This window comes from Lysinibacillus sp. FSL W8-0992 (genome assembly GCF_038008685.1).
In the GTDB taxonomy this organism is placed as follows: Bacteria; Bacillota; Bacilli; order Bacillales_A; family Planococcaceae; genus Lysinibacillus.
Genome location: NZ_JBBOZQ010000001.1, coordinates 892,732 through 906,742, shown reverse-complemented (window position 1 = coordinate 906,742; position 14,011 = coordinate 892,732). Strand labels below are relative to the sequence as shown.

At 38.2% G+C, this 14,011-nt stretch carries 14 protein-coding genes; 2 read left to right on the top strand and 12 right to left on the bottom strand.

The features are described from left to right. Positions 1 to 12: 12 nt before the first annotated feature. Entirely contained in the window at positions 13 to 732 is a 720-nt protein-coding gene (locus NSQ74_RS04240; protein WP_340821700.1) for a DUF6904 family protein, read from the top strand. A 240-nt stretch (positions 733 to 972) separates the two neighbouring features. Here NSQ74_RS04240 and NSQ74_RS04235 read toward each other — a convergent pair whose 3' ends face one another. The 7 genes from NSQ74_RS04235 to NSQ74_RS04205 all read right to left on the bottom strand — a co-directional run bounded on the left by NSQ74_RS04235 (position 973) and on the right by NSQ74_RS04205 (position 7,072). After that, positions 973 to 1,470 (bottom strand): cupin domain-containing protein, encoded by a 498-nt coding sequence (locus tag NSQ74_RS04235; RefSeq protein WP_340821699.1) that lies wholly within the window; start codon positions 1,468 to 1,470, stop codon positions 973 to 975. Between the two features lie 113 nt (positions 1,471 to 1,583). Continuing rightward, positions 1,584 to 2,291: an ABC transporter ATP-binding protein gene (locus NSQ74_RS04230; protein ID WP_139859965.1), complete on the bottom strand. Its 708-nt coding sequence runs from the start codon at positions 2,289 to 2,291 to the stop codon at positions 1,584 to 1,586. Continuing rightward, positions 2,291 to 3,070: an ABC transporter ATP-binding protein gene (locus tag NSQ74_RS04225; protein WP_340821698.1), complete on the bottom strand. Its 780-nt coding sequence runs from the start codon at positions 3,068 to 3,070 to the stop codon at positions 2,291 to 2,293. The genes NSQ74_RS04230 and NSQ74_RS04225 overlap by 1 nt, the downstream gene beginning before the upstream one ends. Beyond that, entirely contained in the window at positions 3,070 to 4,005 is a 936-nt protein-coding gene (locus tag NSQ74_RS04220; RefSeq protein WP_340826395.1) for a branched-chain amino acid ABC transporter permease, read from the bottom strand. Before NSQ74_RS04220 ends, NSQ74_RS04225 begins: the two co-directional genes overlap by 1 nt. A 13-nt stretch (positions 4,006 to 4,018) precedes the next feature. After that, positions 4,019 to 4,894: a branched-chain amino acid ABC transporter permease gene (locus NSQ74_RS04215; RefSeq protein ID WP_340821697.1), complete on the bottom strand. Its 876-nt coding sequence runs from the start codon at positions 4,892 to 4,894 to the stop codon at positions 4,019 to 4,021. 213 nt (positions 4,895 to 5,107) lie between these two features. Next, positions 5,108 to 6,331: an ABC transporter substrate-binding protein gene (locus tag NSQ74_RS04210; protein WP_340821695.1), complete on the bottom strand. Its 1,224-nt coding sequence runs from the start codon at positions 6,329 to 6,331 to the stop codon at positions 5,108 to 5,110. A gap of 306 nt (positions 6,332 to 6,637) precedes the next feature. Beyond that, the gene (locus NSQ74_RS04205; RefSeq protein ID WP_340821692.1) at positions 6,638 to 7,072 is read right to left on the bottom strand and encodes a hypothetical protein; all 435 of its coding nucleotides are present in this window, start codon (positions 7,070 to 7,072) and stop codon (positions 6,638 to 6,640) included. 50 nt (positions 7,073 to 7,122) lie between these two features. Between NSQ74_RS04205 and NSQ74_RS04200 the strand changes: the two genes are divergently transcribed. Beyond that, positions 7,123 to 8,580 (top strand): cryptochrome/photolyase family protein, encoded by a 1,458-nt coding sequence (locus tag NSQ74_RS04200; RefSeq protein WP_340821691.1) that lies wholly within the window; start codon positions 7,123 to 7,125, stop codon positions 8,578 to 8,580. A gap of 86 nt (positions 8,581 to 8,666) precedes the next feature. Here the strand turns inward: NSQ74_RS04200 and NSQ74_RS04195 are convergent, their stop codons facing one another. From NSQ74_RS04195 to NSQ74_RS04175, 5 genes are all read right to left on the bottom strand, one after another. Next, positions 8,667 to 9,269: a class I SAM-dependent methyltransferase gene (locus NSQ74_RS04195; RefSeq protein WP_340821690.1), complete on the bottom strand. Its 603-nt coding sequence runs from the start codon at positions 9,267 to 9,269 to the stop codon at positions 8,667 to 8,669. Positions 9,270 to 9,514: 245 nt separating this feature from the next. Then, positions 9,515 to 11,551: a CotH kinase family protein gene (locus tag NSQ74_RS04190; protein WP_340821689.1), complete on the bottom strand. Its 2,037-nt coding sequence runs from the start codon at positions 11,549 to 11,551 to the stop codon at positions 9,515 to 9,517. A 48-nt stretch (positions 11,552 to 11,599) separates the two neighbouring features. Then, positions 11,600 to 12,283, bottom strand: a complete 684-nt coding sequence (locus NSQ74_RS04185; protein WP_340821687.1) for a DUF4956 domain-containing protein — start codon at positions 12,281 to 12,283, stop codon at positions 11,600 to 11,602. A 16-nt stretch (positions 12,284 to 12,299) separates the two neighbouring features. Further along, positions 12,300 to 13,001 carry a polyphosphate polymerase domain-containing protein gene (locus NSQ74_RS04180; protein ID WP_340821685.1) on the bottom strand — a complete coding sequence of 234 codons (702 nt, stop codon included), beginning with the start codon at positions 12,999 to 13,001 and terminating at the stop codon, positions 12,300 to 12,302. Between the two features lie 18 nt (positions 13,002 to 13,019). Further along, complete coding sequence (locus NSQ74_RS04175; protein ID WP_340821683.1) at positions 13,020 to 13,883, bottom strand: peptidyl-prolyl cis-trans isomerase; 864 nt, start codon at positions 13,881 to 13,883, stop codon at positions 13,020 to 13,022. Positions 13,884 to 14,011: the final 128 nt, after the last annotated feature.

Sequence of the window (14,011 nt, the reverse complement as noted above, 5' to 3'; positions counted from 1 at the left end):
GGGGATAGAGAGATGCTTTCCATTCAAAGTACTGAACAGCTTACAGGTGTACGGATAAGCGGTGATTTTTGGGATTTAGATGCACTCATTCACGCCATTTATAAAGTAACTGGAGATGAAAACAAATATTATGATTACCAAGGTGCACGTCTTCGCATCCTCGGTCTTTGTCATAATCTCCGTCAAGCAATGCAGGGTGAGCATCAGCTAGAATTTGTGAGTAATGGGCTTAACAAAAGTATACTTTCTCGACATGAAATTATTTTTCCAAATAAAAATGTCTATTACGGGGCGGAGGTTTTATGGCCGGAGCTTCTTTTCACTGCAATTGCTTTAAATGATTTTATTCGCTTACATCAGGAGCTAATCGATTCTTCTGCTTGGAATGGTCAAGTTGCCACAATTCGCAAATTCCAAGCAGCGGTTGCTGACTGCTTAGAGCAGGAGCTTACTGAAGAGCAATACTTAGTATTTTTAAGGATGCTTCATACAAAGAGTCCATTAACTTTCCGTTATGCCACGCAATATGTAGACGTACTAAATTTGGAATACATACAATTGCATACGCAAGCACGTAAAGCGCAATTAGCGTCCTTTGCTCTTCGCTTAATGCTCGAGGATGAGGAATACACCGCTCTAAAATCCAAGCTAATCGAAGTCGCCAGTACGACAAAAAAAGCACTACACGAAATCCCAATCAACGCAAACTACCCTGAAAAAATTTTATGGTAGATGCTACTATTTCTTCATTTTAACGGTGGGTAGGTGCCAGATACTAAACATATACGAGTTGTTGGTAGCGGAGGCGGTGACCCCTGCGGGAACGCACGCAGCGTAAGACGCAACAATCCGCGCGCAAGCGAGGGTTGCGGCTTACGGTGTGCCCGCGGAAAGCAACCGCCGTAGCGGACAACAATGGCATAGCAAAAAAGTGGTAGATTAATTGCATGCAATCTGCCACTTCTGCTATTGCTATTCAATCGTTTCGTATGCCATTTTACGAATAACTGTCTCATGTTGCGGATAATCAGCTAAAAGTTCACCTTGTGTAAATAGCTCAAAGTCCTCAAAATCAAACCCTGGTGCTACCATACAGCCTACTAAACTAAATGTATTTACATCATCAACGGAAGATCCAAAAATCGTACCTTTTGGCACTGCCACTTGAGGAACCTCACCCGCTTCTAAATTTAACCCTAACTTTTTCCCCTCATATGTACCATCAGGGTAAATCATATGCACAGTTAATGGGCTACCAGCATGATAATACCAAAGTTCATCTGATTTTAAACGATGCAAATGGGAAATATCCTGAGATTGTAATAAAAAATAAATGCTTGTATAAATTGGTCTTGTTACATCTCTTACAGCTATCTCCTCTGTTGATCGAAACGAAGAAATATAGTATCCTCCCTCGGGATGTTGATCTAACGCTAATTTTTCAATAAAATATTGTGCAGAATATTGCATCTAACTTCACTCCTTTTTTCCACCTTACCAAAAAGTAAAGGTCAAACGCTACTTCCATCTACCATCCCATCATAAAAAGAGGTATCCCGAATAAATCCGAGACACCCCCTTTATTACAAGCCGCCTAAATAAGCTGCTTTTACTTGTTCACTCTCTTGCAGTTCTTTTGCAGTTCCCGATAACACAATACGTCCTGTTTCAAGTACATATGCGCGGTCGGCTACTGATAATGCCATATTGGCATTTTGCTCTACTAGCAATACGGTTGTACCTTCTTTATTGACCTTTTCAATAATATTGAAGATATTTTTTACCATAAGTGGTGCAAGCCCCATTGATGGTTCATCCATTAATAATAGCTTTGGTTTTGCCATTAATGCACGCCCCATTGCAAGCATTTGCTGCTCACCACCAGATAATGTTCCAGACTGTTGTTTACGACGCTCCAGTAGACGAGGGAATAACTCAAAGACATGATCCATATCTTTCTTTATGCCCGCCTTATCATTACGAAGATATGCTCCGAGCTCTAGGTTTTCCTCTACTGACATATTAGCGAATACACGGCGACCTTCAGGAACATGTGAAATACCTGATTTTACGATTGTTTGCGCAGCCTTACCTGCAATCGAGAAGCCTTCATATTCGATAATGCCCCCTTTAGGTTTTTGCAAGCCTGACAAGGTTTTTAATAATGTACTTTTACCAGCACCATTTGCACCGATTAATGTAACAATTTCTCCCTCGTTTACTTCTAAAGAGACGCCTTTTAATGCTTGAATATTCCCATAGAATACATCAATATTTTGTACTTTTAGCATTAGCTGATAACCTCCTCACCAAGGTAAGCTTCAATTACCTTTGGATTGTTGCGAATTTCCTCTGGTGTCCCATCAGCGATTAATTGCCCGTGATCCAGTACGTAAATACGTTCACAAATTCCCATTACTAAGCTCATATCGTGCTCAATTAGCAGAATCGTTAAACCAAACTCTTTACGAATAAACGCTATTAACTCCATTAAGTCATGTGTTTCTTGTGGGTTCATCCCTGCTGCTGGCTCATCCAGTAATAAGAGCTTTGGATTGGCAGCTAATGCACGCGCTATTTCCAGACGGCGTTGCATTCCGTAAGGTAAATTTTTTGCAAGTTCGTTCTTATAAATATCTAAGCCGAATATTTTTAAAAATTCTGTTGATTGCTGTTCCATTGCTTCTTCACCTTTAAAGTGACTAGGTAAACGGAAAATGGATGACCACATTGAATGTTTAGCGAGTGAATGGTTCGCTACTTTTACATTATCCAAAACAGATAATTCTTTAAATAGACGGATATTTTGGAACGTACGGCTAATGCCTTTTTGCGTTACTTGATATGGTGCAAGGCCATTGATCTTTAAACCGTCAAAAGTAATTGTTCCTTCAGTCGGTGTATACACCCCAGTTAGCATGTTAAAGCTTGTTGTTTTACCTGCACCATTTGGTCCGATTAGACCGACTAATTCACCTTGATTTAGGTACATATTAACGCCCTGTACCGCCTTTAAACCACCGAATTGAATGCCCATATTTTCTACTTTGATTAGAAGGTTTCCAGTCATTATTTTGTACCTCCTTTTTTACCAAACTTAAATAAGTGCGTAATTTCTTTTGTACCCATTAAACCAGTCGGACGATATAGCATTACAATGATTAATACTAAGCTGTAAATAATCATTCGTGTTTCTGGGAAGTTCGCTAGGTATGTTGATATCAACGTTAAAAATACTGCGGCGATAACAGAACCTGAAAGACTTCCTAGCCCACCAAGAACGACGTATATTAAAATATCAAATGATTTTAAGAAACCAAATGTTGTTGGCTGAATAATGTAGAAGTTATGTGCAAAAATGGCCCCTGCAAGACCAGCAAAGAAAGATCCAATCGCGAATGCTACAACTTTATAGTAAGTTGTATTAATACCCATCGCATCCGCAGCAATTTCATCTTCTCGAATGGAAATACAAGCACGTCCATGACGAGAATTTGTAAAGTTAGAAATCACTAAAATAGTTAATACAACACCAATGAATGCATATGTCCAGTTCGATAAATATTTAACCTGCATCCCTGCTGCCCCACCAACATAATCCGTATTTAAAAAGACAATACGAATAATCTCAGCAAAACCAAGTGTTGCAATGGCTAAATAATCCCCTTTTAATCGTAGCGTTGGAATACCTACGATCAAACCAGCTACTGCTGCTGCAAGCGCTCCTAATAAAATGGCTAACGGGAACGGAAGCATTAGTTTTGTTGTAATAATAGCTGAAATATAAGCACCAACTGCAAGGAAACCAGCATGCCCAATAGAGAATTGGCCAGTAACCCCGATAACGATGTGCAAGCTGACAGCTAGCATGATGTTAATACACATTGTGATTAACATATTTTTGTAATACAAGTCAATTATTTCTGTTGTAATAAGTGCCTGAATAACTACATAGATGACTAGCGCTAATACGGCGTAGCCCCAGAAAACTTTAGACTTCTTCATCATTACCGCTCACCTACACTTTCTCGCGGGCGTTTTTACCAAAGATACCCGATGGTCTGAAAATCAAAATTAAAATTAAAATGACAAATGCCGCTGCATCGCGCCATAAAGAGAATCCGAGTGCACTTACCATTGATTCCACGACACCTAGTAGCATACCGCCAACCATTGCACCTGGAATAATACCAATACCACCAAGAACCGCAGCGATGAACGCTTTAACCCCTGGAATAACACCCATTAACGGGTCAATTTTCGTATAATACACACCGAAGATAACACCCGCAGCACCGGCTAAAGCAGAACCTATTGCAAATGTTGCTGAAATTGTATTATCTACGTTAATGCCCATTAGGCGTGCTGCATCTGCATCATGTGAAACTGCACGCATCGCCTTCCCAATTTTAGTTTTATGTACGATGAATTGTAATAGAATCATCAGTACGATAGCGACAGATAAAATTAAAATAGACGTACTGCTTATTTGAACACCGAACACATCGAATGTTCTATTTTTAATAACTTCAGGGTATGCTGCTGGCTGAGCTCCTCTGAAGAAAATTGTCGTATATTCGATTAATAGCGACACACCGATTGCTGTAATTAAAGCCGCAATACGCGTTGCATTTCGTAATCGCTTATATGCAATTCGTTCGATTAACACACCGAAGATTGCACAAACTGCCATTGCTAATAATAATGCTGGTAAGAAGCCCAGCTCCCATTTAGCAATTGCGTAAAAGCCAATAAATGCCCCAATCATGAAAACATCACCGTGGGCAAAGTTAATAAGCTTAATAATACCGTATACCATCGTATACCCTAACGCTATTAACGCGTAGATACTACCTAGTGAAACACCATTCACAAGTTGCTGTATCCATTCCATGAGCGTTCACTCCTTTGTTTTTTTTGAGGAATGCAAAAACGGGACCTATTTCTACATAGTTGAATTGAATGCAGAAAAACTCGTGTCCCTCATAAAAAGTTATTTCCGATTCCTTATGCTAGAATCTATGCTTTTTTTTATTAGTCTAGTTGTCTGTTAAAAAATAAAAGAGAAGGCAGGTTGCCCGCCTCCCCCTTGCTTTTTTAAAAAAAATTAAGGATTTACTTTAGAGTTGAACACTTGTTTACCGTCTTTAAATTCAAGAACCGTTGCTGTTTTAATTGGGTTATGGTTTTCGTCAACTGAGAAAGTACCTGTTACTAAAGAAAGATCTTTTGTTTCAGCTAATGCATTTTTAATTGCTTCGCCGTCAGTAGAGCCTGCACGTTTGATAGCATCTGCAATGTAGTAAATTGAATCATAGCCAAGTGCGTTAAATGCATCCGGTGCTTTATCGCCATTCGCTGCTTTAAATGATTTTACAAAGTCTTGAATTTTTTGATCTGGGTCTTCTGCAGAGTAGTGGTTTGTAATGAACGTATTATTCAGTGCATCTGCTCCAGCTAAATCAATTAAAGTTGGAGAATCCCAACCGTCTGCTCCCATAAGTGGAACTGTAATACCCATTTCACGCGCCTGTTTTACAATCAGACCAACTTCTTCATAGTATCCAGGAATAAAGATGAAGTCTGGATTCGCTGATTTAATATTCGTTAATTGTGTACGGAAGTCTGTATCCTTCGCTACATAAGCTTCCTCTTTTACAACTTTCCCACCGCTTTTAGAGATTGTATCTTTAAATGATTTTGCTAAACCTTTTGCATAATCAGATGCATTATCTCCAAAGATAGCTACGTTTTTCGCACCTAGTTCACCTGATGCAAAGTTTGCAGCCACAATCCCTTGGAATGGATCAATGAAACAAGTACGGAAAGCATATTCATTAATGCTGCCATCGTCATTTACTGTAATGTTTGGAGCTGTACCTGAACCAGTAACAATCGGAATTTTGTTATCATTTGCGATTTGAACTGTTGCAACAGTATTACCAGAAGTTGCAGGAGCTAGCATCGCTACTACTTTATCTTGCGTTGCTAGTTTAATAGCTGCCGCAGTTGCCTCTGAGTTTTCTGATTTGTTATCTACTTTAATAAGTTCAATCTTCTTGCCATCAATACCGCCTGCATCATTGATTTCTTTAACAGCTAATTCTGCACCTAAGCCAATTGATGAACCGTATGAAGCTACGTTACCTGAAAGCTCTAAGTTTGCACCGATTTTAATCGTATCTCCATCTTTTGAGCCACCACCTGATGATGAGCCACCACCTGAACTTGTATTACTGTCTCCAGCGCCGCAACCTGCAAGTACGCCTGCAAGTAGTGAAGAAGCTACTAGAAGTGAACCGAACTTTTTAAGCTTATTGTACTCTCTCATAATTAAATTCCCCCTGAAAATTCTCAAATGTTAGATATTTCTGATAATTATAAACAATCTTTCGCTAATGCTCAATAGCAAAAATAATTATTTATAACTATCTATTTTTGAAACAAAATAATATTCAATTAAGCCTTTTACATTGTAAAACATTCTTTATATTTAGTCTAGAGTGATTTTTCAGTATAATTAGTTATTTGTGAATTATCTATTAATTAGGACTAAATTAATAGAAAGCTATTAAGCAAATTTTTTGTCACTATAAAACTAACATCCATTTTGCGAAAATTGCTTTCTTTTTAATTCTTAGCTATTTTTTCTTTTTAAGAGTATACCTATCAATGCCCCGTACACAACATGACCAATAAGCCACCAACTCAAAGCGAAATAATCAGTAATAATCGGTGTCCGTTTTGAGAAAATTGTTGTAGGGAACAACATACAGCCTATAAAAATTTGTATTAATACACTATTTCTCATTAACTTAGAATTATTCCACTTATACTTATTGCGAATCGCGCATAATACGGCTGTTATTAACCACGATATAATGAGATGAAAAATGAATTCTATTACTTCAGGAAATCGAAAGTTCTTTATAATCGGTATATAATCGACGTTTAATAGTAATGTATATACACGGCTGCCTGTTAGATTTTCAACAACTTTGAAGAAAGCCCCAAATATACAACCTGCAACAAAGGACGCTATTATTACTTGACGATTGATGAGTATTTTCATGTGCTCCTCCTTGCTTCAATCTAAATAAATCCATAAAAGGATGATTCAATATGAATAAAAAAATAATTGTGCTATTCCGCAATGATTTACGTCTAGATGATCACCCCGCTCTATGGCATGCAGCCAATACAGGTGCCATCTTACCCCTTTATATTCAAAATGACCAATTGCCAGAGCAAGACTCAGCTCAACATTTTTGGACGTACTATTCGCTTCAAAATCTCCAAATTACATTTAGTAACTACGACATGCAGCTTATTTTACAAAAGGGCGACGTCATTTCACAAGTACTTCAGTTGGCATTAGATACGCAGGCAGATGCTGTTTATTTTAACGAACGTTTTAGTGAAACTGAGCGTTCCGAAGATGAACATTTAGCCAATATATTACGTGCAAATGATATTGAAGTAAAAGCGTTTTATGGTGATACGTTATTTGACGTGACTTCCATTCGAAATCAGCAAAACAAGCCTTATGCTATCTTCACATCCTTTTATAAACGCTGTTTACAGGAGCTAGCACGTAAGCCACTTGGACGTCCTGCTAACATGCAAGCTTTTCCTATGAACGTGTCATCTCTAGCATTAGAACAATTGCAGCTACTTAATGGTAACTGGTATAACAAGTTTCATAATTATTGGCGCCCTGGGATGGATGGCGCATTAGACCAATGGGAGCTTTTTATAGAGGGAGGTTTATATGACTACAAGGACAAGCGAGATTACCTAACCAAGGAAACAATTTCAAAAATGTCTCCATTTATTGCAGCGGGTAATATTAGTATTCGTTTTCTTTGGACTACTTGTCAGGAGTTAATAGAAGTTGAGGATAACGCAGCGTTCGGTCAACAAGTCGAAAGTTTTTTAAGACAACTAATATGGCGAGAGTTTTCAATTTATCAGCTGTTGTCCTATCCTTCATTTTCTACCATCTCTTTACGCAGTAATTTTCAGCATTTTGAATGGGAGCCTAATTCTCTTCATCTGGTTGCTTGGAAAAAAGGGCAAACAGGCTACCCGTTAGTTGATGCTGGTATGCGTGAACTTTGGGAAACTGGCTATATGCATAATCGAGTAAGAATGGTTGTTGCGTCATTTCTAGTAAAACATTTACTACAGCCTTGGCAGGAAGGCTATTCATGGTTTGAGCATACGCTACTGGACTTTAATGCAGCAAATAATGCGATGGGCTGGCAGTGGGTAAGCGGCACGGGTATCGATTCCGCACCTTATTTCCGTATCTTCAATCCTTCCTTACAAGGTGAGAAGTTTGATTTAGATGGTACATATATAAAAAAATGGGTACCAGAATTAGCAAACCTACCATCAAAATATATAAACGCACCCCATACAGCTCCAGCTGCTATCTTAGAGCAGGCTCATATCACATTAGGTGACACCTATCCGCTGCCCATCGTTGACCATAAAACGGCAAGAGCCCGTGCATTGAAACGGTACAACGCCATAAAAAAAGCTACTGGGACAGAAGATAAAAAAGTGTTAGATTGAAAGCAATCTAACACTTTTTTGCTGTAAACATCGATGTTCGTCGCGGTGGTGCTTTCCACCGATCGGAAATCAACCCACTATGGAAATTACGCCTTTTTTAATGCAAAAACGCAAAGACGTTCATTAATATTTGTTTCATTTTCTAGATGTACTTCATGTATTAATTCAAAAGGTGTACCATGATGTAAAAACTGCAAATAATCATATGGTGGGTAGTATAAAATAATGTGAATATCACGCATATTTTGCTCATAAGACTCCCATATATTATGAATGACAGTTCGGAAAATATTGATGGAGAACGGATTAAAAAAGAAAAAAACATTATCACACGGCTTTATTTTGTAGTTTTCTGCAATAGTATGAACAAAAGAAATGGCACCTTGTGAGCCATTTTTTCGACAATAGCTCTCCTTATTATGCTCTGCCTCTGCATAAAAGCCTGCGTCCATTTCTATTCCAATTGCCGGAGTGTGAAATTTATGATGAATATAAATAGGGACCCTTCCTTTTCCACAGCCCATATCAATAAATACTGGATTTTCCGGCAAATCATATTGTGTAAATAATTGTTCCAATCCAGCATAGGGAGTTGGCTCATAACGATGGTAATGAGCTAGTTTAGGAAATCCATATTGTTCTCCAATTGTATTAATGTGCAAAAGTTTATCAAACTGTTGTTCATTCATTTATTTAGATACTCCTCGAAAAAAAGAATGCTTTATTTTAGCATGAAAAAAAGCAAACACCATATCCAAAAGATTATCTACAATCCATTTTTCTTTTAACTACGGTTGACTTGCCCTCAGCACACTGTAAAAACTGGCACGGCAAATTGTTTGAGTGCCTGGCACTAAAATGGCATCAAGAGTGAGCCTCTTGATGCCATTTTTGACACTCTGACCATATTAAAATGTTTGCCTATGGTGTATTTTTAACGTCCTCTACGATTAAATCTAAAAACAAAGAGGAGTGCAGCCACTAAAAATGAAAACGTTGCGGTAGCTGTTAGCACTGTGCTTTTATCAATTCCTGTTTCTTGAGTTGCCTGTCCATTGCCTTGGTTAGGGAAACCCATTCCATCTGGACGTTGCATTGGACCACCATTAGCTTTTCCACCTTGCTCATTGCCCATGCCACCCTCAGGCATTTGTGAGGGGTCGAAGTCTGCTGGTAATTGGCTTGGATCAAAGTCTTCTGGTAATTGACTCGGATCAAAGTCGTCAGGCATTTGCATTTGATTTCCATTTGCCTCATTGTTTGTGTCGCCATTTGGCATACCCATATTACCTTGAGCAGTCGCACTTGTTTCTACAACTAATTCACCTGACAGTTGCTTTAAGATTGATGCAGAACGTTGTTTAGCAAATTCAGGTAGACTGTTGTCCCCTGACACACCTTCTAAAAACTGCTCTGTTGTATAAAACTTTGTAGGATCTGCTTCTTCATAGCTTGTTAATAGCATCGCTAAGTTGTTCGTAATCGACTGAATATAATCTTCTGTTAAATAAGTTGTTGCGAGTTGTTCTAAATAACTTTCATACTTAGCGCGATATGTTTCATTGGACAGTAAAGCATTTAAAAGTGGGCGATCTTCTAGAGTTGTCCCAGATACAGGTGTAGTTATGCTAAAGTTTATTGCACTATCTGCCATTAGATTACTAGACATACCACCGCCCATGTCGAAGTTCCCTTTATTGCGATTAGCGTTTTGCTGCCCATCTTGTGTCTGCTCGTCGTTTGACTGTCCTTCTTGCGCTTGCTTGCCGTTTGGCTGTCCTTCTTGCGCTTGCTCACCATTTGGTTGACCCTCTTGTGGTTGCCCACCATTTGGCTGTCCTTCTTGCGCTTGCTCACCATTTGGTTGACCCTCTTGCGGTTGCCCACCATTTGGCTGACCTTCTTGTGATTGCTCACCATTTGGTTGACCCTCTTGTGGTTGCTTCATAGCTGGTGTGTCTGCGTTTTCCTCCGTCTGTCCTTCTGCAGGTAATTCATTATTCGCATTTCCCCGCATTTGATCTGGATTGCCGCCGCCCATTCCACCACCGCCAGCACCAAAGCCGCCGAATGACATATTATAGTCCCACGGTATTATAGAAAACACGCCATTATTCTCATATAAATAGTAGTTGTGCTTCATATTTCCTTGGTAACTATCTAAATTTACTAGTGCAGTATTGACAGCAAAGTAGCGTAGCATTTCATCGACATCAATATATTGTTCGATGTCTCCGCCATTATTTATGGCATCAAGCATGTCAGTTAACTTTGAATCCTCAATATTGTCTTCATTTGTTTTCAAACCAATTCCCGTGTAGTCGGCAATATTATCACTAATATATTTTAAATCACTACCTGTACCATCTGGTTTAAATAAAAACCCGTCATTGGTTCCGTAATTATTCGCTAAAAATGTTTCATCGACCGCTTCTACCCCTAAATATAAGCCACGTTCTTCACCATTAACCGTAACATACATATAGGAATGGGCAGGTGTCGGTAAGCCCATTTTTTCCATGAGCTCATATGAAAGATATTCTCGCATTAAAGTTGAATCACTGTAGTTATTGTTTAAATTTAATTTTTTTAAGCCATATAAGCTTTGCGTATCATCATAATAGTCAAAATCGACTTTCAAGCTATAACGATCGGAGTCGCTATTGACAACAGAACGTAACGATAAATTACCTTTTGTACGAATCGCTACATTTTCTATTGTCTTGCCGTTTATTGTTATATTGGCCTGCTTTAGCTCCTCATCAGCAGCGTTTTCCAGCATGTCCTCCCAGTCCTCTTGAGGTATTTCAATATCAACAGTTGTTACTTTGCTTTTATTGAACACAAGCGTCTCATAGGAATATTCCGTATTTTTCGTTTCAATGCCTAAGTTTGGAAGTACAGCAACCATCACGCCAAAGAGTAGGAGGAGAATCGCCATACTGGTATAGACAATTCGATTTTTAATCATTGACTGCACCTCTCTTGCTCGTAGTTAGAAAACAATCATTCACTTTCATTACGCTGTGAAGTTACCATCGTAGCTAAGCATAATTGCTGATTTTACACCAGGTACTTTTGTTAAATTGTCCATAAACTTTGCATCATTTTGCTTCACGCGAATTTCATATGTTGTTTCGATTTCATCATTTTGTATGATTGATTTTGATTTTAACGCGTACTTTTTAGACTGTGCAGCAATGATACGCTCCACTTCTTCACAAGCTATATCTTCTTCAAATTTCACAATTAATAAGTAAGGATTTTCAATTGTAATTTTATTCACTAATACTAGTAGAACTAAACCAATCAATATTGCGCCAATAATAACAAGTGGAATGAATCCTGCTCCACAAAGAATACCTGACACTATTGCCCAGAAAATATACACTAAATCCATTGGGTCCTTAATAGGTGTACGGAAACGAACAATTGATAATGCACCTACCATACCAAGAGACAACAAGACGTTAGAACTAATACCCATAATAACGAGCGATGTTGCCATAGTCATAATGAGCAACGAAATATTAAAGGAGTGCGAATAAATCACACCATTAAAGGTTTTCTTATATACTGCGTAAATAAATAGCCCAACAAAGAAAGCAACAACTAGTCCAATGATTGAATCTGTTAATGAAAATGATGTTGTTTTCTCTAGAAAATTTGATTTAAAAATATCACTAAAATTCATATTATCCATTTTTCATTTCTCCTTTTTATACATGCATACGGCTAAGCTGGTATTTTGAATATGCTTCAGCACGTGTATCCACTGATTGTAGTAAATATTTAATAATATCTGGCAAGTACTCATCATATTTCACTTCTAAAATGACAAGGTTCGGTTCTAGCACATCAACCATAGGCAGATTTTTACTGAACATATCTGTATTGCGAAGGCTTGACTGCACCTTACTATCGAATGTTACACGTACATTGCCAAAGGGATAAATGTACGCCTCTCGCTCATAATCGACAACCGTCGTCGGCTTAATTTGGTGATATTTCATCTCATGAAATAATTCTCGTATTAAAACACGATCATCATTTTCCATCCATGTAATTTCACCAGTACGCATTTTTTCGTACTCCGTCTGTGTCATTACACACTTCGTTTTAAACGTTAAATTATTACGCTTACTTTTACGCTCTAAATTTACCAAAGCAGCGGATTTCCCATAAATACGTACTCGGTATTTATCTCGATTAATAAACCCTTCTTTTTTTTCATTCAAAACTTTGTTAGCAAAATTATCGAAGTATGTGCTTCGAATTAAATACTTACCGTCCGGACCTGCATTGTGATCCAGCCGCATCAAATGCTGGATTTTGCTTTTTAAAAGTGCGTAGTCTGGATATGAGATTGCCTGTTTAATTTCCTTGCGACCATTTGGATTAAATGATGTCAGTTTAGGCATGATATTTTCTCCTTCCTACTATTTCTTTTCAATTTTGTATTGCTCTTGTTTTTCAGCTAACCAAGTCGTATATTCTTCATTGATACGTGTTTCCAATACTGTTTCATAAATTTCATCTTTAACATCTTCAAATACGGCTTCTTCTGCTGGCACTTTACCAGTCACTTTAATGATGTGATAGCCTTCTGCTGACTGTACTACCCCGCTAACGGCATCTTTTTCAAGAGCGAAGGCTGCCTCTTCAAACTGCTCATCCATCTGCCCTCGGCTAATATAGCCTAAATCACCGCCGTCTTCACTTGTATCTGTATCAGTTGAATATGCTTTCGCTAGCTCAGCAAAGTCCTCACCAGCTTTTATTTTCGCTTCAACCTCTTTTGCAGTTGCTTCATCCTCAAGAAAAATATGACTAGCTGCAACTTGTTCTGGTTGACCGTAGTCATCCTTATTTTCTTCAAAATATTGCTTTAATTCCTCATCTGTAATGTCAATGCTTGCTGCAATTACATCCTTCGTCATCAGATACATTCGAATATTATCATTGACACTCTCCTTCGTTAGACCATTTGCATCGAGTGCTTCTTGTAAAGCATCCTCCCCGCCATACGATTCAACCAATTCATCATATTCCACTTTAATGGCGTCATCCGATATAGTAATGCCTTCTTTTTTTGCCTCGAGTTCGATGATTTTATTGTCTATGAGTGTGTTTAACATGTCTGTGCCATATTGACTGCGCAATGCCTCATCTAGCTCTGTCTGGAGAATCTTCTCACCGTCCACCGTTGCCACATAATCGGTACTCTCTCCACATCCAGTTAATAGCATTGCTAATGCAACGGGAACAGCAAATATCTTGATAAACCTTGAATTTATAGTCATTCTCTATAACATCCTTTCGTTTATTTTCTCGTTTACATTGCTTACTATAAAGTGCTTATGTGTCAGTCAGATGTCAGCTTTACAATTCCTTCAAAAATTTTTACATTTCCATTTGTGAATCTTTATAC